At 37.3% G+C, this 23,982-nt stretch carries 14 protein-coding genes, 7 tRNA genes and 6 rRNA genes; 5 read left to right on the top strand and 22 right to left on the bottom strand.

What is annotated here, in order from left to right:
- Positions 1-147 precede the first annotated feature (147 nt).
- From AB8B22_RS10090 to AB8B22_RS10150, 13 genes are all read right to left on the bottom strand, one after another.
- Positions 148-333: a chorismate mutase gene (locus AB8B22_RS10090; RefSeq protein WP_369711005.1), complete on the bottom strand. Its 186-nt coding sequence runs from the start codon at positions 331-333 to the stop codon at positions 148-150.
- 25 nt (positions 334-358) lie between these two features.
- Positions 359-1,594: an aminopeptidase gene (locus AB8B22_RS10095; RefSeq protein ID WP_369711006.1), complete on the bottom strand. Its 1,236-nt coding sequence runs from the start codon at positions 1,592-1,594 to the stop codon at positions 359-361.
- 29 nt (positions 1,595-1,623) lie between these two features.
- Entirely contained in the window at positions 1,624-2,226 is a 603-nt protein-coding gene (locus AB8B22_RS10100) for a hypothetical protein (RefSeq protein ID WP_018498229.1), read from the bottom strand.
- A gap of 64 nt (positions 2,227-2,290) precedes the next feature.
- Positions 2,291-2,899: a hypothetical protein gene (locus tag AB8B22_RS10105; RefSeq protein WP_369711007.1), complete on the bottom strand. Its 609-nt coding sequence runs from the start codon at positions 2,897-2,899 to the stop codon at positions 2,291-2,293.
- A 45-nt stretch (positions 2,900-2,944) separates the two neighbouring features.
- On the bottom strand, positions 2,945-3,970 hold the full coding sequence (galE, locus tag AB8B22_RS10110; RefSeq protein ID WP_146962001.1) for a UDP-glucose 4-epimerase GalE: 1,026 nt from the start codon (positions 3,968-3,970) through the stop codon (positions 2,945-2,947).
- 262 nt (positions 3,971-4,232) lie between these two features.
- Positions 4,233-4,309: transfer RNA gene (locus tag AB8B22_RS10115), tRNA-Asn, on the bottom strand.
- A 14-nt stretch (positions 4,310-4,323) separates the two neighbouring features.
- A 5S ribosomal RNA gene (rrf, locus tag AB8B22_RS10120) occupies positions 4,324-4,436 on the bottom strand.
- A gap of 51 nt (positions 4,437-4,487) precedes the next feature.
- A 23S ribosomal RNA gene (locus tag AB8B22_RS10125) occupies positions 4,488-7,358 on the bottom strand.
- A gap of 67 nt (positions 7,359-7,425) precedes the next feature.
- Positions 7,426-7,501 (bottom strand) — tRNA-Ala (locus AB8B22_RS10130).
- A 9-nt stretch (positions 7,502-7,510) separates the two neighbouring features.
- A tRNA-Ile gene (locus AB8B22_RS10135) sits at positions 7,511-7,587 on the bottom strand.
- A gap of 38 nt (positions 7,588-7,625) precedes the next feature.
- Positions 7,626-9,127 (bottom strand): 16S ribosomal RNA (locus AB8B22_RS10140).
- Together the 16S, 23S and 5S rRNA genes with 3 tRNA genes alongside form the textbook arrangement of a ribosomal RNA operon.
- 268 nt (positions 9,128-9,395) lie before the next feature.
- Entirely contained in the window at positions 9,396-10,016 is a 621-nt protein-coding gene (locus tag AB8B22_RS10145) for a hypothetical protein (protein WP_369711008.1), read from the bottom strand.
- Positions 10,017-10,126: 110 nt separating this feature from the next.
- On the bottom strand, positions 10,127-10,681 hold the full coding sequence (locus tag AB8B22_RS10150) for a hypothetical protein (RefSeq protein ID WP_369711009.1): 555 nt from the start codon (positions 10,679-10,681) through the stop codon (positions 10,127-10,129).
- Between the two features lie 204 nt (positions 10,682-10,885).
- On the opposite strand from AB8B22_RS10150, the gene nadE reads away from it, so the two are divergent.
- The 3 genes from nadE to AB8B22_RS10165 all read left to right on the top strand — a co-directional run bounded on the left by nadE (position 10,886) and on the right by AB8B22_RS10165 (position 13,479).
- On the top strand, positions 10,886-11,623 hold the full coding sequence (gene nadE, locus AB8B22_RS10155) for an NAD(+) synthase (protein WP_369711010.1): 738 nt from the start codon (positions 10,886-10,888) through the stop codon (positions 11,621-11,623).
- Between the two features lies 1 nt (position 11,624).
- Positions 11,625-12,821, top strand: coding sequence for a nicotinate phosphoribosyltransferase (pncB, locus tag AB8B22_RS10160; protein ID WP_369711011.1), 1,197 nt, complete (start codon positions 11,625-11,627; stop codon positions 12,819-12,821).
- A gap of 121 nt (positions 12,822-12,942) precedes the next feature.
- Positions 12,943-13,479, top strand: a complete 537-nt coding sequence (locus AB8B22_RS10165; RefSeq protein ID WP_094079612.1) for an adenylyltransferase/cytidyltransferase family protein — start codon at positions 12,943-12,945, stop codon at positions 13,477-13,479.
- 109 nt (positions 13,480-13,588) lie between these two features.
- Here AB8B22_RS10165 and AB8B22_RS10170 read toward each other — a convergent pair whose 3' ends face one another.
- The 9 genes from AB8B22_RS10170 to AB8B22_RS10210 form a co-directional block, all read right to left on the bottom strand.
- On the bottom strand, positions 13,589-14,347 hold the full coding sequence (locus AB8B22_RS10170) for a site-2 protease family protein (protein WP_369711012.1): 759 nt from the start codon (positions 14,345-14,347) through the stop codon (positions 13,589-13,591).
- Positions 14,348-14,373: 26 nt separating this feature from the next.
- A tRNA-Asn gene (locus tag AB8B22_RS10175) sits at positions 14,374-14,450 on the bottom strand.
- 14 nt (positions 14,451-14,464) lie between these two features.
- Positions 14,465-14,577 (bottom strand): 5S ribosomal RNA (gene rrf / locus AB8B22_RS10180).
- Between the two features lie 51 nt (positions 14,578-14,628).
- Positions 14,629-17,499: ribosomal RNA gene (locus tag AB8B22_RS10185) — 23S ribosomal RNA — on the bottom strand.
- Positions 17,500-17,567: 68 nt separating this feature from the next.
- Positions 17,568-17,643: transfer RNA gene (locus AB8B22_RS10190), tRNA-Ala, on the bottom strand.
- A 9-nt stretch (positions 17,644-17,652) separates the two neighbouring features.
- Positions 17,653-17,729, bottom strand: a tRNA-Ile gene (locus AB8B22_RS10195).
- Positions 17,730-17,767: 38 nt separating this feature from the next.
- Positions 17,768-19,267, bottom strand: a 16S ribosomal RNA gene (locus AB8B22_RS10200).
- Between the two features lie 139 nt (positions 19,268-19,406).
- Positions 19,407-20,951 carry a hypothetical protein gene (locus tag AB8B22_RS10205; RefSeq protein WP_369711013.1) on the bottom strand — a complete coding sequence of 515 codons (1,545 nt, stop codon included), beginning with the start codon at positions 20,949-20,951 and terminating at the stop codon, positions 19,407-19,409.
- Positions 20,952-21,232: 281 nt separating this feature from the next.
- Positions 21,233-21,306: transfer RNA gene (locus tag AB8B22_RS10210), tRNA-Gln, on the bottom strand.
- 171 nt (positions 21,307-21,477) lie between these two features.
- On the opposite strand from AB8B22_RS10210, the gene AB8B22_RS10215 reads away from it, so the two are divergent.
- Both AB8B22_RS10215 and AB8B22_RS10220 read left to right on the top strand, forming a co-directional pair.
- On the top strand, positions 21,478-22,371 hold the full coding sequence (locus tag AB8B22_RS10215) for a peptidyl-prolyl cis-trans isomerase (protein ID WP_369711014.1): 894 nt from the start codon (positions 21,478-21,480) through the stop codon (positions 22,369-22,371).
- A 91-nt stretch (positions 22,372-22,462) separates the two neighbouring features.
- The gene (locus AB8B22_RS10220; protein WP_369711015.1) at positions 22,463-23,926 is read left to right on the top strand and encodes a hypothetical protein; all 1,464 of its coding nucleotides are present in this window, start codon (positions 22,463-22,465) and stop codon (positions 23,924-23,926) included.
- The last annotated feature ends 56 nt before the right edge of the window (positions 23,927-23,982 follow it).

Below are 23,982 nucleotides of genomic sequence, written 5' to 3' on the forward strand. Positions count from 1 at the left end.
TAAAAAAAAAGAAACTCTTAAATTTAAAGCAGTTTCTTTTTTATTGACTATTTATTTTTTTCAAAAATTTTCATTTCTTCACCAATGAAATAATTTATCATATTCCTATAAATCAATTCCACAACATCTGGACTGCAATCATAAATTTTAGCCTTTTCCCCTGACCTTTTTTATTATTTTCTCAACTCTATCAGCTGCTTTTACATCTGTTTTTGACTTTTTAAAATAAGCAGCCTGTTTTACATAATCTGAACGCTGTGCAATTAATTTTATAATTTTATCATCTATGCTATCAATATTTTCTCTTACTTCTTCCAAATTATTACATTTCATAATATTATCCCCAAAATTTTAAAATTTAAAACGCCCAATTTCCTTTTCTAAATACAGGAATTCTTGTTCCGTCCTCTAAAATTCCGTCAATATCCATTTCAGCGTCACCAATCATAAAGTCAACATGTGAAATTGATTGATTGATATGAGCTTCTTTTAATTCTTCTTCTGTCATTTTTGTTCCATCTTTTATTGTAGTTGGATATGCTGCCCCCAATGCTAAGTGATTTGAAGCATTTTCATCAAATAAAGTCTGATAATAAAGAAGTCCTGAATTTGAAATAGGTGAATCATTTGGCACAAGAGCAACTTCTCCTATTCTTCTTGAACCTTCATCAGTGTCAAGCAACTGTTTCAAAATGTCGTAACCTTCTTCTGCTTCAAAATCTACAACTTTTCCATCTTTAAAAGTCAATTTGAAATTATCAATAATATTTCCTTGATACGAAAGTGGTTTTTTGTTAGAAACATAACCATCTACACGATCTCTATCTCCAGCTGTAAACACTTCCTCTGTCGGCATATTAGGTAAGAAATCATCCCCTTTCGCATTAACACTTCCAGCTGCCACCCAAATATGATTTTTAGGAAGTCCAACTGTCAAATCAGTTCCTTTTGAAGTATAATGAAGTGCCACGAAATTTTTGCTATTCAAAAATTCAGCTTTTTCATTCAAATTATTTCTATGTTCTTCCCAAGCCTTAACTGGATCAGCTTTATCAACTCTTACAGTTTTCAATATTGCATCAAGCAATTTTTCCTGTGCAATATCAGTATCTGTTTCATCTGGAAATACAAGTTTTGCCCAGTCTGCCGAAGGATAACTTGCAATTGTCCAAGAGTTTACATCTGTCATGATGCAAGTTCTGTAATACTTGTAGGCTTCCCCTGCATTTTTTGTCAATGCTCCTAATTTTTCAGCATCAATTCCTACGAATAAGTTTGGAGAGCTGCTTAAAATGTGTATAAATACAACATTATTGTCAAGATAGTCATTTCTTTCGTCAATTGCCCATTGCGGGATATGTGAATAAACTTCTTTTGACTGATATTCAGCATGCAGTCTTGATAATTTGTCATCAGTCAATTTTACGTGAACATCACTTGCCCCAACTTGATAAGCTAATTCTGTAACATTGTAAACCAACGGCAAAGCATCAGTTGTACAATTTACCCAGACTTTCTGTCCTTTCTGTACATTTGCCCCAATTTTTACAATTACTTCTGCATACTTATTTAATTTTTCTTCAAAGTTGTTCATTTTTATTTGTTCCTTTCAAATTAAAATTTTTAATCTTTATAATTAGGTTGATATCCAAATTCTAATGAGACCGTTCCATCTGTAAACTTGCTTTTATATTTTTTAGCAGGACTGTAGTATTCTCTTTTCAATTTTGGTGTTGTGGCAACATTTAATCCAAATGAAAATCTGTTTTTTTGAACTCCAATTCCCAAAGCAGCATATCCATTTAACGGCATAGCTTTTATTCTTCCGCTTCCACCATTTTTATCAGTCCATTTTACACTTCCGCCTGCAAGTGATGCACCAAACGAAAGTTTGGAATAGATTCCATTATCTGTTCCTGTTCCTATCATAAAATAAACTGGAATTGAAACTAAACTTCCTGAATTACTGTTTATATCTTTCCCTTTAACTTTTAAAGAATTGTATGTCAATCCCATTCCAAGCCCCATTACAACATCATCATCAACTCCACCTTTTCCTTCAAGCGAGATTTTAATTCCGCTTCCTGTAACACCTTTGACAGGAGCATTTTTATCATTATTGTTTTTTTGCTTACCATAAATAGGGCTTATGATAATTTCATTTCTTTCTCCATATGCCATAGTGAATGGTGTTAGCAACATAAACATTAAAAATAATTTTTTCATTTTAAATTCTCCTTATTGTATAAATATTTAGTTTTTGAAAATTCCTAATTTTATAATTTTTTTATTATTCGTATTTAAGAGCATATCCAAAATCTAGCGATATTGCAGCACCGCTTAACATAATGTTATCTCTATAATGTTTAGTAGGGCTGGAATAAGTTCTTTTTGCTTTTGTTGATGTGCTGGCACTTACTCCAATTGAAAATCTGTCTTTTCTGACACCAACACCAAAAGCAGCATATCCAGTTAGCGGTCTAGCCTTTATTTTTCCAGAACCTCCATTATTGTCAGTCCATTTTACACTTCCGTTTCTAACTGCAAAACCAGCTGAAAGTTTTGTGTATATTCCATTATCTGTTCCTGTTCCAAATATCAAATAAAGTGGGATTGAAACTAAATTTCCAGAATCGCTCTTTACGCCATTTCCTTTAACTTTCAAAGAATTATATGAAACTCCCGCTCCTGCCCCTATTACGGCATTACTTCCATCACCAAATGAAGATATGGTTTCTGTCAAAATCTTGACTCCACTTCCAAGTGCATATTTTCCAACTTTGGAACCATTTTCCTTCTTTTGATTGACATAAGTTGGACTGACAATAATTTCATTTCTTTCTCCATATGCTATTGTAACTGGTGCTAATAACATAAATGCTAAAAATAATTTTTTCATAAAAAATCCTCCTAAAAAATTTTTATTTATGTTTTATAATGATTATTAATCTTTAAATCCATTTGGATTTTTCTTTTGCCAATTCCAAGAATCACGGCACATATCTTCAATTGTATATTTTGCTTCCCAATTCAATAATTTTTTAGCTTTTGAAGCATCTGCATAACAAACTGCAATATCTCCAGCTCTTCTTCCGTCAATTACATAAGGAATTTCTTTTCCAACAGCTTTTTCAAAATTGCTTAAAATTTCAAGAACGCTGTAACCTTTTTCACTTCCTAAATTTATCGCATCAAAACCAAGATTTTCATTATTGAATAAATAATTTAATGCTGCTGAATGTCCTGCCGCTAAATCATTTACATGAATGAAATCTCTTATGCAAGTTCCATCTGGAGTGTCGTAATCATTTCCAAAAATATGTAATTTTTCCAATTTTCCTACTGCAACTTGAGTTATGTAAGGTGAAAGATTGTTTGGAATTCCGTTTGGATCTTCTCCAATTCTTCCACTTTCATGAGCACCTAATGGATTAAAATATCTAAGAGCAATGATATTCCAAGTATTGTCAGATTTTGCCAAATCCATTAAAATATGTTCAATTATTACTTTTGTACGCCCATAAGGATTTGTAACTTCTCCCATCGGATCAGTTTCTACAAAAGGAACCTTTTCAGAAACACCGTAAACAGTAGCTGACGAACTAAATACGATATTTTTCACATTAAATTCTTTCATTACTTCAAGCAAAGTAATCATTCCAAATAAATTATTTTCATAATACATAAGCGGTTTTTCTACAGATTCTCCAACAGCTTTAAATCCAGCAAAATTAATAACAGCATCAATTTTATTTTCACTAAAAATTTTTCTTAAACCTTCTTTATTTTTTATATCTAACTCATAAAAATTTATTTTTTCTCCAGAAAGTTCTTCTAAAATTGTAATAACTTTTTTGCTAGAATTACTAAAGTCATCTACAATAATAGGATTAAAACCTTTTTTTATCAAATCTAAAACTGTGTGTGAACCGATATATCCTGCTCCACCAGGAACTAAAATAGTTTTCATATCTTCCCTTCTTTCTTAAAAATAAATATCGCAAATCAAACTACAATATTTTTTTCATATTTAATATCTTATATTTTAATTATTTTAAAAATTTACTAAAACATTTTTTTACTAATAAATAATTTTCTAACTCTTTAATTTTATCATGTTTAATATTATCATAACTAAAATTTTTTTTCAAGCAAATAAAATTAAAAACAAATAGAATTCAGTAAAAAGAAATGAGAAAAATGTAGAATTGGTATTTTTTAAGACAAAAAAATGGCGTCCCCGGCTGGGCTCGAACCAGCGGCCCTCTGATTAACAGTCAGATGCTCTAACCAGCTGAGCTACGGAGACGCAGAAAAAGAAAAGTTTGGCGACTGCCTATTTTCCCTGGCGCATGCCAAGTATCGTAGGCGCAAGCAGACTTAACTGCCGGGTTCGGGATGTCACCGGGTGTATCCCTGCCGCAATGGTCACCAAACAAGAATGGATGTAAAGGGCAATGGGAAATAAATAGCAGGCGAGCAAAAGATTAAAAAAGCCCAAGTAATATTAGTACTGGTCAACTGAACGCATTGCTGCGCTTACATCCCCAGCCTATCGACCACATGTTCTCTGTGGATACTGCGAGCACTCATCTCAAAGCCGGCTTCTCGCTTAGATGCTTTCAGCGATTATCCTTACCAGACGTGACTACTCAGCCGTGCCACTGGCGTGACAGCTGATACATCAGAGGTCTGTCCAACCCGGTCCTCTCGTACTAAGGTCAGATCTTTTCAGTGCTCAAGCGCCTGCAGTGGATAGGGACCGAACTGTCTCACGACGTTCTGAACCCAGCTCGCGTGCCTCTTTAATGGGCGAACAGCCCAACCCTTGGGACCTTCTCCAGCCCAGGATGAGACGAGCCGACATCGAGGTGCCAAACACTTCCGTCGATATGGACTCTTGGGAAGTATCAGCCTGTTATCCCCGGGGTAGCTTTTATCCGTTGAGCGACTACCTTCCATGAGGGACCGCCGGATCACTAACTCCTACTTTCGTACCTGCTCGACCCGTCGGTCTTGCAGTCAAGCTCCCTTATGCGTTTGCACTCGAAGGCTGATTTCCATCCAGCCCGAGGGAACCTTTGAACGCCTCCGTTACTCTTTTGGAGGCGACCGCCCCAGTCAAACTGCCCGCCTAGCACTGTCTCCGCGAGCGGATTAGAATTCCGGCAGCATATGGTTGGTATTCCAACAGCGACTCGGAAGAGGCTGGCGCCTCAACTTCGCAGTCTCCCAACTATCCTATACACACGTTGCCAGAACCCAATGCCAGGCTGCAGTGAAGCTCCACGGGGTCTTTCCGTCCTACTGCAGGTAGCCGGTATCTTCACCGGCATTACAACTTCAAGGTCTCCAGCCAAGACAGCTCTCAAATCATTTCACCATTCGTGCAGGTCGGAACTTACCCGACAAGGAATTTCGCTACCTTAGGACCGTTATAGTTACCGCCGTTCACCGGGGCTTCAAATCGGAGCTCTCACTCCTCCTCTTAACCTTCCGGCACTGGGCAGGTGTCAGCCCATATACGTCGCCTTCCAGCTTAGCATAGACCTGTGTTTTTGGTAAACAGTTGCTTGAGACTCTTCACTGCGTTTCCCCTTGAGGCGCTTCTCCCCTCAGGTATGTCAGGCACCCCTTCTCCCGAAGTTACGGGGCTATTTTGCAGAGTTCCTTAGCTAGAGTTATCCTGTCACTTTAAGTTTCTCACTCTGTCCACCTGTGTCGGTTTAGGGTACGGGCGCTGTCCAGTCTCGCTAGAAGTTTTTCTTGGCAGTGTAGGATCTGTGACTTGTGCAGGAGCACTTGCCCATAGGGTCTCACCTTTAGGCACGCGGATTTGCCTGCGTGCCCAGGCTACGCCTTTAGAAAGGCTATTCCGTCAGCCTTCTCACATACCTTGCTGCGTCACTCCGTCACTCAGGCGACTGACAGCGGTACAGGAATATTAACCTGTTTCCCATTCGCAATCACATCTCTGCTTACGCTTAGGTCCCGACTTCCCGGGGCGGACAAACCTTCCCCGGAAACCTTGGACTTCCGTAGGAGGGATTCTCGCCCTCCTTCTCGCTACTCATTCCTGCATTCTCGCTTCTGATGTCTCCAGCAGGCCTTCCAGCCTTCGCAGACCTACAGAACGCTCTCCTACCAAGCGGCATGGTAGCTTCCACAGCTTCGGTTTATGTCTTGAGCCCCGTTACATCTTCGGCGCAGATACTCTCGACCAGTGAGCTATTACGCACTCTTTCAAGGCATGGCTGCTTCTAAGCCAACCTCCTGGTTGTCTGTGAATATCCACCTCCTTTCCCACTTAGACATAATTTGGGACCTTAGCTGGTGGTCTGGGCTGTTCCCCTCTCGTCCGCGGACCTTGTCATCCACGGACTCACTCCGAATCAGTAATAAATGGTATTCGCAGTTTGCTTGATTTCGGTAAGCAGTACGCCCCCTAGATCATACAGTGCTCTACCCCCAGTTATCTAAGATTCAGGCTGCACCTAAATGCATTTCGGAGAGAACGGGCTATTTCCTAGTTCGATTGGCTTTTCACCCCTAGACCTATCTCATCTCCCAACTTTTCAACGGCGGTGAGTTCGGCCTCCACTGAGTCTTACCTCAGCTTCAGCCTGGACCTAGATCACTAGGTTTCGCGTCTATGACCAGCGACTTAGCCGCCCTGTTAAGACTCGGTTTCCCTTCGGCTTCATTAATTAGCCTTGCCACTGATCATAACTCGCAGGATGATTAACCAAAATCCACGCAGTCACCCCGAAGGGCTCCTACCGTTTGTAAGCACACGGTTTCAAATTCTATTTCACTCCCTTGCACAGGGTTCTTTTCACCTTTCCCTCACGGTACTCTTCACTATCGGTCAATAACAGTATTTAGCCTTGCGTGATATGGTCCACGCTGATTCACGCCAAGTTCCTCGTGCTTGACGCTACTCGGGAGTTTCAAGTCATGGCTCAGCATTTACGTGTACAGGACTGTCACCTTCTACGGTTCAGCTTTCCAGCTGATTCTACTTGCTGCAGTACTTAGACATTATGGCGTCAGTCGTATGAAATCCCACAACCCCGCGCCGGCAACGCTGCCAGCTTGGCACCGGCACGGTTTAGGCTTCTCCCCGTTCGCTCGCCGCTACTCAGGGAATCGTTTTTACTTTCTTTTCCTCCTGCTACTTAGATGTTTCAGTTCGCAGGCTTACCACTCTCGTGCATGCTCTTCAAGCATGCGGGTTGCCCCATTCGGAGATTCAGGCGTCATTGATTATGTGCATCTCACTGACTTATCGCAGCTTATCGCGTCCTTCTTCGGCTGTTATTGCCGGCATCCTCCGTGTGCTCTTAATTAGCTTTTTTATTAAACAGAATAATCTATTTTGTTGTAATCTTTTACCTACTATTCATTTCCCATTGTCCTTAAAATTGGTGGAGATAAGCGGGTTCGAACCGCTGACCTCTGCCTTGCAAGGGCAGCGCTCTCCCAACTGAGCTATATCCCCAAAAAGTAATGGTGGGCATGGCTGGACTCGAACCAGCGACCCCTGCGTTATCAGCACAGTGCTCTAACCACCTGAGCTACACGCCCAAATCAAAAGAAGAAGCGCAGGAAAACATGCTCCTTAGAAAGGAGGTGATCCATCCGCACCTTCCGGTACGGATACCTTGTTACGACTTCACCCCAATCACTGTCCACACCTTAGATGCCTTCTTCCGAAAGGTTAGACCGGCAGCTTCAGGTGCAGACAACTCTCGTGGTGTGACGGGCGGTGTGTACAAGACCCGAGAACGTATTCACCGCGGCATTGCTGATCCGCGATTACTAGCGATTCCAACTTCATGAAGCCGAGTTGCAGGCTTCAATCCGAACTTGGACTGGCTTTAGAGGTTGGCTTGGCATTGCTGCGTCGCATCTCTCTGTACCAGCCATTGTAGCACGTGTGTAGCCCAGATCATAAGGGGCATGATGACTTGACGTCATCCCCACCTTCCTCCTGCTCTTCGCAGGCAGTCTCGCTAGAGTCCCCAACCTGATGATGGCAACTAGCGATAGGGGTTGCGCTCGTTGCGGGACTTAACCCAACATCTCACGACACGAGCTGTCGACAGCCATGCACCACCTGTCACTCGGCTCCCGAGGGCACAGCGGCGTCTCCGCCGCCTTCCGAGGATGTCAAGATCTGGTAAGGTTCCTCGCGTTGCGTCGAATTAAACCACATGCTCCACCGCTTGTGCGGGTCCCCGTCAATTCCTTTGAGTTTCAGCCTTGCGGCCGTACTCCCCAGGCGGATTACTTATCGCATTAGCTTCGGCACGGACACTCTTCATGCCCACACCCAGTAATCATCGTTTACAGCTAGGACTACCAGGGTATCTAATCCTGTTCGCTCCCCTAGCTTTCGCACTTCAGCGTCAGTTGCCGTCCAGTGAACTATCTTCATCATCGGCATTCCTGCACATATCTACGAATTTCACCTCTACTCGTGCAGTTCCGTCCACCTCTCCAGCACTCAAGCCGGGTAGTTTCCAAGGCAGGCTGCTGGTTGAGCCAGCAGTTTTCACCCCGGACTTACCCCTAGATGCCCTTTATGCCCAATAATTCCGGATAACGCTCGCGACATACGTATTACCGCGGCTGCTGGCACGTATTTAGCCGTCGCTTCTTCTGCAGGTACAGTCACTTCCTTCCTCCCTGCTGAAAGCACTTTACGATCCGAAAACCTTCTTCGTGCACACAGAATTGCTGGATCAGGGTTGCCCCCATTGTCCAATATTCCCCACTGCTGCCTCCCGTAGGAGTAAGGTAGTATCTCAGTCCCCTTGTGGTAGTCCACCCTCTCAGGTGGCTACCTATCATCGCCTTGGTAAGCCGTCACCTTACCAACCAGCTAATAGGACGCAAAGCTCTCGGACGGCATCCTTTTCATGGTAAGCCATGCGGTAAGCCCACAGTATCCGGTCTTGCCAGCCGTTTCCAGCTGTTATCCCGGTCCATCCGGCAAGTTCTTTACGCGTTACTCACCCGTCCGCCATGGTTGCCACGGCGCAAGCGCCGCTTCCCCATCGACTTGCATGTGTTAAGCATTCTGTCAGCGTTCATCCTGAGCCAGGATCAAACTCTTCATTCAACATTATATTTCACCTTATTGTTCCTTGACGATATATTTCTAAGCCTTGACTTCTATTTTCTCATCTATCACTCTGCTTTTCTTCTTCTCTTTCCATTGTCCTTCCGCCGACCTTTTCCCAATCGACGGAATATATTATATCAAAAAAATTTCCGTTGTCAACTCTTTTTTTGATTTTTTTACTTTTTTGTTCCTTGCTTTTTCAACGTTTTCTTTCCAGGTTTTTTCTACTTTGGAATTTTTTTACTACATCTTTTAGTTTTATAATTTAAGTATAATTTAATTTTTTTATTTTCTCTAAATTTGAAGTTGAGATACGATATATTTTTAATCCATAACTTTTTAACTTATAATAAGCGGAATGAGAATTGTATGATGTATCAAAAATTATTATATCTGAATTTTTTAATTTATCTGAATTTCTAAAAACTTCTGTCGCATTTATAAATTCTATATCAAATTCTGTTTCTTCTGCGTATTTTTGAGCTTTTTTCATACTTTGTAAACTCCATTTTCCGCCGACGACTTTTATATTTTTATCTTTAAAATTTAAAGTTTGTTCTTCTGGAAGTTCTTTTATATTTATATTTTCAGTCACTTCCATCTTTTCGTCCTGCTCCATATTTTCAATTTTATTTTTTAACTTTTCGATTTCTTTTTGCTGTTTTAAAATTAGTTTTTCAAGTTTATTATCTCCTTGATTTTTCAAATTTTGTTTTAATTTTTTATTTTCTATTTCTAGTTTATCGTGTTCCAAAATAAAAAAAAGATTTTCTCCTTCAAGTTTTTCCAATTCAGCCATCAATTCTTCTACTTCTTTTTCCTGCTCACTCATTTTACTAAAATTTGCGTTAAAAATTTCAAACCCAATTTTAAATTTTTCTAGCATTTCAAAATATTCTTTTATTTTTTTATCAAAAAAAATAATATATTCTGTTGGAATAGAAAAACATTTTAATTTTTTATCAAATTCTAAATCGTATTTTTCTGATATTTTCTCTAAATTTCTTTTTTTATATTTTTGAATTTTATGTCTAAATAATTTTCAAATTCTTTTTGAAAATTTTTAGATTTAAAAATTTTTTTTAAAAACGGAGCTTTTTCAAAAATTTTACCACTTTCTTCACACAAATTTTGTCTCAAATTCAAATATTCTTTTTTAAAAAAATCTAAATATTCTTCCATATCATTTGTAGTCAGAATATAAAGTATCATTTGTTCAGGATTTATTCCACGCCCAAAAATTTTTCGTATTTTGATTTTCCTAAATTCTTCCAAATACTTTTTTTCCGACAAATTTAAATAATTCTTTTTAACATATTCGTTATTAAAATTTATCAATTTTTTTAAAATTTTTTTATTTCCTTTTTTTATTTCTGCAATAATTTCAATCTTTTTTTCAAAAAAACTTTTATTTGATTTTACATTATTAAAAAAAACTTCTTCAAATATGATACTACTAAAATTATCAATTAACAAATCTGCAAATATATTTTTATTTATCAAAAGCAAATTCTCTATCAATACCATTATATTTTTATTCACTTTATTCATTTTTCTTCTTTATTCCTTCTTTTTTAAAATCTTCTTATTCTAAATTTTCTTAATTATGAATTTTCTTAAATTATACATTTTTTAAAATATAACATACTGTATTTATCATTAGAAAAGTCTAATACAAATATTATTTTATAAATTTTTTTACAAATCTTGTCATTCGTAAAACTTCCAGGTATAATAAAATAAAGAGGTGATTTTATGAAAAATGAAAAAGAAAAAGTTATCGAATGGATAAAAAAATATTTTGAAGAAAATGGAAAAAACTGTAAGGCAGTTGTAGGAATTTCAGGAGGAACAGATTCTTCAGTCGTGACAGCACTTTGTGTAGCGGCTTTAGGAAAGGAAAATGTGATAGGAGTTCTTATGCCAAAAGGTATGCAGCATGATATTGATTATTCCAAAAAATTAGTTGAGTTTTTGAAAATAAAGCATTATGAAATAAATGTTGAAAAGCCTGTGAATGACTTAAAAGAATTAATTTCGCAGCAAACGGGAGTAAATCCTGATGAATTTGATGCCTACAAGACTAATCAGCCTGCCAGAATACGGATGGCTGTGCTTTATGGGATTTCTGCCATTGTTGGCGGGAGAGTGGCTAATACTTGTAATTTGTCGGAAGATTTTGTGGGTTATTCAACAAAATTTGGAGATGCTGCGGGGGATTTTTCTCCAATTTCTGATTTTACAAAAACCGAAGTGCGAAAACTTGGAGCTGAACTGGGACTTCCTGAAATGTTTTTGAAAAAAGTGCCTGAAGATGGGATGAGCGGAAAATCTGATGAAGAAAAACTGGGATTTAGCTATGAAGTTTTGGATGAATATATTAGAACAGGTGATATTTCAGATTTAAAAGTAAAAGAAAAAATAGATTATTTGCATAAAATTAATTTGCATAAAATACTACCTATGCCAAAATATAAAAAGGGAGATGAATAAAATGAAATTAAAACCTATTATAACATCTTTACTAGATACGGATTTTTATAAATTTAATATGAATCAGGTAATCTTTCACAAACATACGGATTTAGTCGGAGAATATCACTTTAAATGTCGAACTCCAGGAATTTCCTTTACGCAAGAAATGTTGGAAGAAATAAATGAGCAAATTGATTATTTATGCAGCTTACGTTTTAAAGACGAAGAATTAAATTATTTACGTTCAATAAGATTTATAAAATCAGATTACGTCGAGTTTTTAAGACTGTGGCATCCAATTAGAGATTATGTAACTATGGTACTTGAAAATGGAAAACTTAGAGTAATTGTTAAAGGTCCGCTTTTTAGTGCTATGCAATTTGAAATTTACTTGCTTGAAATTATTAACGAAGTGTATTTTAGAATGAAATTTAATTATGATGAATTGCTTATTTCTGCAAAAGAAAAATTGGAGAAAAAAATTTTGGATTTTAAAAATAAAAAATATAATTTTAAATTTGCTGAATTTGGCTGCAGAAGAAGACTTTCAAGAGAATGGCAGGAAGAAGTAGTAAAAAAATTATCCTGCGAAACTCAAAATATGGTCGGAACTTCCAATGTATTTTTGGCAATGAAATACAACTTAGTGCCAATTGGAACTTATGCACACGAATATGTCCAAATGTATCAGGGAATCGACTCAATTCCGCTATCTTACACAAATCATTACGCATTAAAAGACTGGTATGACGAATACAAGGGAGATAACGGCACAGCACTTACCGACACGATAACAACAGACTTATTTTTAAGGGATTTTGACAGAAGCATGGTAAATAACTATACAGGAGTACGGCATGACTCGGGAGATCCATATATTTGGGCTGAAAAAATATTGAATCACTACGAAAAATATGGAATAGATCCAAAGGCAAAGACACTTTTGTTCAGTGATTCACTAAATTTTGATGAAGCTGAAAAGATTTATCAGACTTTTAAAGATAAAGTAAAAATTTCTTTTGGAATTGGAACATTTGTGACTAATGACACAAAAGAAAAACCATTAAATATTGTAATCAAACTTCAATACGTAAATGCTAGACCAGTTGCTAAATTAAGTGATGTGGAAGGGAAAGTTATGTGTGATGATGAAAAATATTTAAAATATTTGAAGGCATCGGTAAAATTTAGGCTGGAGCGGGAAAAAGAATATTAAAAAAGTTTAAATCTGTAAATAAGCGGTTATATCAGCAAAAGGTCATAAACCCTTGTAAAAATATTAAAAAAAATATTGAAATTTTATATTTAATTTATAAAAAAAAAACGGAGAAACTTTAATGAAAAAATATAAGACAGGCTTGGTTCTGGGAAGATTTCAAACATTTCACAATGGACATGAATATATTATAAATAAAGCTCTTGAGATATGTGACAAAGTTTTGGTATTCATTGGTTCTAGCGATAAATTTGGAACAATAGAAAATCCTTTTTCCTATGAATTAAGGAAAAAATTGATAAAAAAAATTTATGAAAATGAAATTGTGGAAAATAAATTAGTAATTTCCCCACTCGCTGACTTGGGAGCTGGAAATGTTACAAAATGGGGGGATTATTTGTTTTGTGAAGCAGAAAAAATTTTGGGAAAAGTCGATTGTATTGTTTATGGCAAAGAATCTAAATGTAAGAGCTGGTTTAGTGAAAAAATAAAAAAATCTGTAAATTTTATTGTAATTTCCAGAGATGATATAAAAATAAATGCTTCCACATTGAGAAATTATATGAAAGAAAATGATTTTGAAAGATGGAGGAAGTTTGTAAATGAAAAAAATTGGGGTGAGTTTGAAAAAATGAGGGAAATTTTGATTAAAATTTAAAGATAATTTTAAATTTTATTTTTTATAAGGCTGTTTCGTACTTTTTTTATGAGACAGCTTTTCAAATTTTTAATTCTGAACTACTTTCTACTTTTATAACATATAATTTTTAAAGACCTAAATTTGTTCCTGTTAATTTAAGAAAAAAATCAAACATTATTAAAATTTTATCAGAAAAATATTCATTTACAAAATATGCTATCATTATTATTATTACAACTCCATATTTTTCAATAAAATCATAAACTTTTTTTATTTTTCCAGAAGAAAAAAAATAGACAATTCTTCCGCCATCTAAAGGAGTTATTGGTATTAAGTTAAAAATTCCTAACAACAAATTTATTAAATAAATATAAATCAATATTTTTACAATATTATTATCAATTCCAAGTCCATTTCTAATAATTCGAAGTACAATTAACGAAACTGCTGCTAAAATAAAATTTACCATAACTCCAGCTATGCAGACACAAAAAATCCCTTTTTTTCGAGGAGTCAACTTGCAAAAGTTTACAGGCACAGGTTTTGCCCATCCAATTAAAAACTTAAATCCACATAAAAATATTATAAAAGGAACAATCATTCCAAATAAATCAATATGCTTTAGGGGATTCAAAGTTATTCTTCCCATATTTTTTGCCGTGTCATCTCCAAAACGATATGCAACATATCCATGTGCAATTTCGTGAAAAGTCATTGAAAACATATAAACAACAAAAATAATCGCCATATCTATCGATAATTCAAATTTTTCAAGAAATTTAAAAGCAAAAAAAATAGTTACTAATAAAAATATTCCCAACCTAAATTTAAAATTTTCATTCCAAAAAATCACAATCTTATCAAATAACTTACTTTTGACTCCCATAGAAACACTCCAAAAAATAAAAAAAATGGCGTCCCCGGCTGGGCTCGAACCAGCGGCCCTCTGATTAACAGTCAGATGCTCTAACCAGCTGAGCTACGGAGACGCAGAAAAAGAAAAGTTTGGCGACTGCCTATTTTCCCTGGCGCATGCCAAGTATCGTAGGCGCAAGCAGACTTAACTGCCGGGTTCGGGATGTCACCGGGTGTATCCCTGCCGCAATGGTCACCAAACAAGAATGGATGTAAAGGGCAATGGGAAATAAATAGCAGGCGAGCAAAAGATTAAAAAGCCCAAGTAATATTAGTACTGGTCAACTGAACGCATTGCTGCGCTTACATCCCCAGCCTATCGACCACATGTTCTCTGTGGATACTGCGAGCACTCATCTCAAAGCCGGCTTCTCGCTTAGATGCTTTCAGCGATTATCCTTACCAGACGTGACTACTCAGCCGTGCCACTGGCGTGACAGCTGATACATCAGAGGTCTGTCCAACCCGGTCCTCTCGTACTAAGGTCAGATCTTTTCAGTGCTCAAGCGCCTGCAGTGGATAGGGACCGAACTGTCTCACGACGTTCTGAACCCAGCTCGCGTGCCTCTTTAATGGGCGAACAGCCCAACCCTTGGGACCTTCTCCAGCCCCAGGATGAGACGAGCCGACATCGAGGTGCCAAACACTTCCGTCGATATGGACTCTTGGGAAGTATCAGCCTGTTATCCCCGGGGTAGCTTTTATCCGTTGAGCGACGGCCCTTCCATGAGGGACCGCCGGATCACTAACTCCTACTTTCGTACCTGCTCGACCCGTCGGTCTTGCAGTCAAGCTCCCTTATGCGTTTGCACTCGAAGGCTGATTTCCATCCAGCCCGAGGGAACCTTTGAACGCCTCCGTTACTCTTTTGGAGGCGACCGCCCCAGTCAAACTGCCCGCCTAGCACTGTCTCCGCGAGCGGATTAGAATTCCGGCAGCATATGGTTGGTATTCCAACAGCGACTCGGAAGAGGCTGGCGCCTCAACTTCGCAGTCTCCCAACTATCCTATACACACGTTGCCAGAACCCAATGCCAGGCTGCAGTGAAGCTCCACGGGGTCTTTCCGTCCTACTGCAGGTAGCCGGTATCTTCACCGGCATTACAACTTCAGGTCTCCAGCCAAGACAGCTCTCAAATCATTTCACCATTCGTGCAGGTCGGAACTTACCCGACAAGGAATTTCGCTACCTTAGGACCGTTATAGTTACGCCGTTCACCGGGGCTTCAAATCGGAGCTCTCACTCCTCCTCTTAACCTTCCGGCACTGGGCAGGTGTCAGCCCATATACGTCGCCTTCCAGCTTAGCATAGACCTGTGTTTTTGGTAAACAGTTGCTTGAGACTCTTCACTGCGCTGTTTCCCCTTGAGGCGCTTCTCCCCTCAGGTATGTCAGGCACCCCTTCTCCCGAAGTTACGGGGCTATTTTGCAGAGTTCCTTAGCTAGAGTTATCCTGTCACTTTAAGTTTCTCACTCTGTCCACCTGTGTCGGTTTAGGGTACGGGCGCTGTCCAGTCTCGCTAGAAGTTTTTCTTGGCAGTGTAGGATCTGTGACTTGTGCAGGAGCACTTGCCCATAGGGTCTCACCTTTAGGCACGCGGATTTGCCTGCGTGCCCAGGCTACGCCTTTAGAAAGGCTATTCCGTCAGCCTTCTCACATACCTTGCTGCGTCACTCCGTCACTCAGGCGACTGACAGCGGTACAGGAATATTAACCTGTTTCCCATTCGCAATCACATCTCTGCTTACGCTTAGGTCCCGACTTCCCGGGGCGGACAAACCTTCCCCGGAAACCTTGGACTTCCTAGGAGGGATTCTCGCCCTCCTTCTCGCTACTCATTCCTGCATTCTCGCTTCTGATGTCTCCAGCAGGCCTTCCAGCCTTCGCAGACCTACAGAACGCTCTCCTACCAAGCGGCATGGCTTCCACAGCTTCGGTTTATGTCTTGAGCCCCGTTACATCTTCGGCGCAGATACTCTCGACCAGTGAGCTATTACGCACTCTTTCAAGGCATGGCTGCTTCTAAGCCAACCTCCTGGTTGTCTGTGAATATCCACCTCCTTTCCCACTTAGACATAATTTGGGACCTTAGCTGGTGGTCTGGGCTGTTCCCCTCTCGTCCGCGGACCTTGTCATCCACGGACTCACTCCGAATCAGTAATAAATGGTATTCGCAGTTTGCTTGATTTCGGTAAGCAGTACGCCCCCTAGATCATACAGTGCTCTACCCCCAGTTATCTAAGATTCAGGCTGCACCTAAATGCATTTCGGAGAGAACGGGCTATTTCCTAGTTCGATTGGCTTTTCACCCCTAGACCTATCTCATCTCCCAACTTTTCAACGGCGGTGAGTTCTACCTCCACTGAGTCTTACCTCAGCTTCAGCCTGGACAATATAGATCACTAGGTTTCGCGTCTATGACCAGCGACTTAGCCGCCCTGTTAAGACTCGGTTTCCCTTCGGCTTCATTAATTAGCCTTGCCACTGATCATAACTCGCAGGATGATTAACCAAAATCCACGCAGTCACCCCGAAGGGCTCCTACCGTTTGTAAGCACACGGTTTCAAATTCTATTTCACTCCCTTGCACAGGGTTCTTTTCACCTTTCCCTCACGGTACTCTTCACTATCGGTCAATAACAGTATTTAGCCTTGCGTGATATGGTCCACGCTGATTCACGCCAAGTTCCTCGTGCTTGACGCTACTCGGGAGTTTCAAGTCATGGCTCAGCATTTACGTGTACAGGACTGTCACCTTCTACGGTTCAGCTTTCCAGCTGATTCTACTTGCTGCCACCACTTAGACATTATGGCGTCAGTCGTATGAAATCCCACAACCCCGCGCCGGCAACGCTGCCAGCTTGGCACCGGCACGGTTTAGGCTTCTCCCCGTTCGCTCGCCGCTACTCAGGGAATCGTTTTTACTTTCTTTTCCTCCTGCTACTTAGATGTTTCAGTTCGCAGGCTTACCACTCTCGTGCATGCTCTTCAAGCATGCGGGTTGCCCCATTCGGAGATTCAGGCGTCATTGATTATGTGCATCTCTGACTTATCGCAGCTTATCGCGTCCTTCTTCGGCTGTTATTGCCCAGCATCCTCCGTGTGCTCTTAATTAGCTTTTTTATTAAACAGAATAATCTATTTTGTTGTAATCTTTTACCTACTATTCATTTCCCATTGTCCTTAAAATTGGTGGAGATAAGCGGGTTCGAACCGCTGACCTCTGCCTTGCAAGGGCAGCGCTCTCCCAACTGAGCTATATCCCCAAAAAGTAATGGTGGGCATGGCTGGACTCGAACCAGCGACCCCTGCGTTATCAGCACAGTGCTCTAACCACCTGAGCTACACGCCCAAATCAAAAGAAGAAGCGCAGGAAAACATGCTCCTTAGAAAGGAGGTGATCCATCCGCACCTTCCGGTACGGATACCTTGTTACGACTTCACCCCAATCACTGTCCACACCTTAGATGCCTTCTTCCGAAAGGTTAGACCGGCAGCTTCAGGTGCAGACAACTCTCGTGGTGTGACGGGCGGTGTGTACAAGACCCGAGAACGTATTCACCGCGGCATTGCTGATCCGCGATTACTAGCGATTCCAACTTCATGAAGCCGAGTTGCAGGCTTCAATCCGAACTTGGACTGGCTTTAGAGGTTGGCTTGGCATTGCTGCGTCGCATCTCTCTGTACCAGCCATTGTAGCACGTGTGTAGCCCAGATCATAAGGGGCATGATGACTTGACGTCATCCCCACCTTCCTCCTGCTCTTCGCAGGCAGTCTCGCTAGAGTCCCCAACTTAATGATGGCAACTAGCGATAGGGGTTGCGCTCGTTGCGGGACTTAACCCAACATCTCACGACACGAGCTGTCGACAGCCATGCACCACCTGTCACTCGGCTCCCGAGGGCACAGCGGCGTCTCCGCCGCCTTCCGAGGATGTCAAGATCTGGTAAGGTTCCTCGCGTTGCGTCGAATTAAACCACATGCTCCACCGCTTGTGCGGGTCCCCGTCAATTCCTTTGAGTTTCAGCCTTGCGGCCGTACTCCCCAGGCGGATTACTTATCGCATTAGCTTCGGCACGGACACTCTTCATGCCCACACCAGTAATCATCGTTTACAGCTAGGACTACCAGGGTATCTAATCCTGTTCGCTCCCCTAGCTTTCGCACTTCAGCGTCAGTTGCCGTCCAGTGAACTATCTTCATCATCGGCATTCCTGCACATATCTACGAATTTCACCTCTACTCGTGCAGTTCCGTCCACCTCTCCAGCACTCCAGCCGGGTAGTTTCAAGGCAGGCTGCTGGTTGAGCCAGCAGTTTTCACCCCGGACTTATCCGCCTAGATGCCCTTTATGCCCAATAATTCCGGATAACGCTCGCGACATACGTATTACCGCGGCTGCTGGCACGTATTTAGCCGTCGCTTCTTCTGCAGGTACAGTCACTTCCTTCCTCCCTGCTGAAAGCACTTTACGATCCGAAAACCTTCTTCGTGCACACAGAATTGCTGGATCAGGGTTGCCCCCATTGTCCAATATTCCCCACTGCTGCCTCCCGTAGGAGTAGTATCTCAGTCCCCTTGTGGCCGTCCACCCTCTCAGGCCGGCTACCTATCATCGCCTTGGTAAGCCGTCACCTTACCAACCAGCTAATAGGACGCAAAGCTCTCGGACGGCATCCCTTTTCATGGGACAGCCATGCGGTAAGCCCATAGTATCCGGTCTTGCCAGCCGTTTCCAGCTGTTATCCCGGTCCATCCGGCAAGTTCTTTACGCGTTACTCACCCGTCCGCCATGGTTGCCACGGCGCAAGCGCCGCTTCCCCATCGACTTGCATGTGTTAAGCATTCTGTCAGCGTTCATCCTGAGCCAGGATCAAACTCTTCATTCAACATTATATTTCACCTTTTGTCTTTGACGATATATTGCTAAGCCTTGACTTATATCTTTTTATCTATCACTCTGCTTTTTCTTCTTCTCTTTCCATTGTCCTTCCGCCGACCTTTTCCCAATCGACGGAATATATTATATCAAAAAAAATTTCCGTTGTCAACTCTTTTTTTGAATTTTTTTGCTTTTTTACTTTTTTGTTTTCTCATTCTTTCGATCTTACTTTTAATTTCTAATAATTTCTTTTTCTTTTGTAATTCTCTTTCTTTTCTTCTTTTATTTCTTTTTATAAGTCTGATACTTGCTTCTCTTTCTGAAATTAAATTTTGATATTCTTTGATCAAATCTTCTAATATAAGAATTTTTCCCATTAAATAATCTTTTCTTTTTACTGATGTCATAGATGTTTTTAAATTTTCTATACTCAATAAATATATTGGTATTTTTGAGAGATTTTTTATATCATTTATTCTGCTCGAAGTGGAAACTATTACTATTTGTCCATATCTTTTTTCAGTTTTGTTTATGCTCTTTTTAAATTCACTCAATTTACAGACTTCCATTATCTCTAAAAATCCTGCCATTTTTTGTATTTCATAAAAAATTTTTGAAACTTTACTTTCTTCTACATCCATTAAAACTAAAGTTTTTGTTCTTTTTAATTCATCAGGAAACACATATATTTTTTTTATTTTTTTATCTATAAATTCTTGATTATTGTGGTTTTGTCTCTTTTCTTCAATTTTATAGAGTTCTATTTTAGTTTCTGTTAAATTTTCTTTTAACAAATTCTCTTTGATTTTATTATTTATGTTTTCAACTTCAGATTTTTCTTTTTTTAAGTTTTTATTCACTTTTTTGTAAAGCTCTTTTATTATTTTGGGATAAAATTTTATATTTTCTTTTTTCAAAATTTTTTCGATCATTTCAAAATATTCTTCTTGCATTTGTTCTTCAAAAAAAATTTCTTTTTTTGCTTCGGATTTTTGAATTTTTAAATTTATCAAAAATTTAGTCAATATTTCATATTTTTCTTTTGTAGAATTTATAATGGTTTTCTCATCCAAATATGAAAATATTGTTTTTTTTATGTATGTAATATTTTTTATGCCCAACGTCAATTCCAAATTTTCAAGATAGAAATTTTCTGAATAAATATTATTCTTTTCTCTTCCTAATCTCTTGGACAAAATTTCTCTTAAAAATTGTTCTCTGATTTTATTTATTTTATATCCTTTACTCTTAAATAATTCTTTTGTATTTTCAAAATTTTTATATTCCGAATACTTTATTTTATATTTAAATAATACTTTTTGAACATCCCTTTTTACTTTATTTTTTTCATCTTCTTTTAAATTCATTTTTTTTATAATTCTGTAAATACTTAATTTTTTGTTACTGAAAAGCAGAAATAGTTCGATTAGTTCTCTTCTATATGTTATTTTTAATTTTTTGTCTTTACTCTCTAATTTAAAAATTTTTGTTGTGTAATTCCCAAAATAATAAATATAATCTTTATTACTGTAAATACTTTCTTCACCAATACTTTTTAAAATTTCATTGAATTTTATAAGCATATATTTTAACCGATTAAAACCGTATCTTTCTTCAATGTCCTTCCGATTTATAATTTTAAAATTTATTATTTCTCTCAAAAGATCTTTTTCTTCCAAGTCCAATTTCATTATTTTGACCCCATATTTATAATGTTAAAATTATTTTTTATGATAACAATTATAAATTTAATTTTTTAGGTACTTTTATATTTTTCAGACTTGTGATTAATACTAATAAAATTAAAGATTTTATATTAAATTAAAATTAAAATTTTTGATATAGGGATTTTTTTTAATTAATTTAAATGTATTTTTATCACATTTTTTTCTAATTAATTAAATATAATAAAAAAAAGAGAAATTAACTCTTTCTCTTTTAAAAAATATCTATTTATAACTTTTTATTTATTTGGCTCGGGAAAATGGATTCGAACCACTACTTTCTGGGTCAGAGCCAGACGTCCTACCATTAGACTATTCCCGAATAAAATTACAGATATATAATAACACTTATTTAAGATTTTTTCAAGAATTTTTTTTAATTTTTGTATTTTTATAAATATCTTGACAAAAGTATAATTCTATAATAGAATAAAAGCATATAAAATAAGAAAAAAGATTTACTTAATTGTAATTAAAAATGGAGGACAGTCTAATGAAGAATAAAATGAAATTAGTTATAGTTGCAGCGGCAATTTGTGCATTCGCTATATCATGTGGAAATAGCGGAAAAGGTGGAAAAGTCTTATTTGAATCGGATGACAAAAAGATAAAAGTGTATGAAAACGAAGTAAACCTTGAGCTAGAAAAATCCTTATTTTCTAGTGGAGTTTCACAAAAAGATTTAACGCCAGATCAAATAACTCAAATGAAAAAAAATATTATTCAAAATATTGCTTTAAACAGAGCGTTAGTTTTAAAAGCGAAAGAACAAAAACTGGATAAAGATAAAAAATATACAGAAAGTGAAGATATTTTAAAAGAACAATCTCTAGCTTCTCTTGCGATAGTAAATGACTTGAATGAAAAAGTAAAGGTGTCTGATTCCGACGCAAAAGCAGCTTATGATGCGAATGTTGCAAAATTTCAAAGAGCTGAAGATACTGTAAAGTTACAGCTTATCGTGTTTAGAGCAAGTGATAAGGCAAAAGCTGATGCAGCTTTGAAAGAAGTTATGGCAAATCCAGCAGACTTTACTTCTTTTGTTCAAAAATATAACGGTAATTCAGGCACTGGAACTGGGGAAACTCAAGAAATACCAATGTCACAATTGGCAAAGAGCTTTGAACCAATCAGTAAAGCTGTGCAATCTGTTTCAAATGGCCAAGTTGTAAATAGTGTAATTCCTGTTGGAACAAATGAATTATATATTGTAAAAGTATTACAAAAAAACCCTAAGGGACAAATTCCTTTTGAAACAGTTAAAGAAGATATAAAAACTCAAATCAGAACGCAAAAAAGGCAAATGGAACAACAAACTTTTATGAAATCGGTAGCGGACGAATTTAAGCTAACTAATATAGCTGATAAAATAAAAGATGTCAAATAATTAATATTAACTAAATAATAATAAAAAATAGGAGCTGTTTGAAATAGAAAGATTTTCTATTTTTGACAGCTTATTTAATAAGGAGAAATTTATGAGATTTTTAAAATTTATACTCGTTTTATTTTTACTAGTTCTATTTTTTTTGCTTGGTGGAGTAATTTTTTCAAATAATATTATTTCGTATATGACTAAGACAAAAAATTCAGAATTTCAAAATGTGAAATTTTCTTTTAAAAATAAAGAGATGACTTTTGACAATTTTGTAGTAAATGGAAAAAATTTGGGAAAAGGTAGAGCTACTGTCATCCCAACTCGAAGTGGTCTATTTAAAATGATTCCTTCTGTGAAATTGGCAAATCTTAAATTGGAAGAAGTTAATTTGGAGAAAATATATAGCGAAAAAGATAAAAAAATTGACAATTTTGTTGAAAAACTGGAAGTGCCGGCAAATTCTAACAAAGAAACTAAGTCAACGGACGAGTTTGTTAGCCAGACAACACTGAATACTCAAGTTTTAGCAAATAACATTGACGATTTTATTTATAATAAAATAAGAGAAAATATAATAAAAACAAATGTTCTAAAAAATGACTACAACACTTCTCAAGATTTGAAAACTAAAGCTCAAAAGATTTTGGATTTGAACAGTGAACTTGACCCGCTTGTAAAATCAATTAATGAACAGAAGGAAGATGCGGAAAAAACTGTTTCAAAAATTGAAGATGAAAGAAATCTTATGCTAGAAAATGTTTCAAATGAACTTGAAAAACTGGAAAAAGAAATTTCTTTAAATGATGTCAATAAAATGAATAATAATAATATTCAAAATATGAATTTATATATTTTTATGGACAAAGGAAAAGTAATTAGCGATACATTAAATAGATCTTTTAAAATTGTAAATTTAGTAAAAGAAATTGAAAAATTAAAACTTTCTATTAGCAATATCAAAATAAATAATGGGGAAGTTGTGATAAACGATTTAAAAAATCCACAAAATTTAAATGGATATATTTCTCAAAATAATTTAAAAGCGTTGATAAATAAAAAAGATGGAAATTATCAAATTTCTTCCCATGAAAATGATTTGCTGATAAAAACATTGTATTCGGATAAAAAAATAGATCTTGTAATTGAATATTTAAAAAATAATTTGATTTCTGGGAAAGCAATAAAATTGATTTCTGAAGTTGTATCAGAAAACAATAGTTTTAAAAACTTGAATAACACGGTTTTAACAGATGAAGAAAAACAACTTTTAATGCAAAAAATGGAAAGTTTAAAAACTAATGACTATAACCAATTGATGACAAAATATGCGGAACAGACAAAAACGATTGAAAGCCTTATTGAAAATGTGAATGTTAAAATTAGTAAACTTGATACACTAAAAAAAGATTTGTTGTCACTCGATAAAGTTGTAACATTGGAACCACAAAATAATGAGCAAAATAAAAATAATAGTTTACCAAATTCAAAAAATATTAATAACCAAGCAAACGAAAATAATCAAACAGACAAAAAAAATAATTTAAATTCGCAAATTCAAAATTAAATTATATAAATAAAAATAGGAAAATTTTTTTATTTCCTATTTTTTTTATTTTATAA

The sequence above is a fragment of the Leptotrichia rugosa genome, assembly GCF_041200005.1.
In the GTDB taxonomy this organism is placed as follows: Bacteria; Fusobacteriota; Fusobacteriia; order Fusobacteriales; family Leptotrichiaceae; genus Leptotrichia; species Leptotrichia rugosa.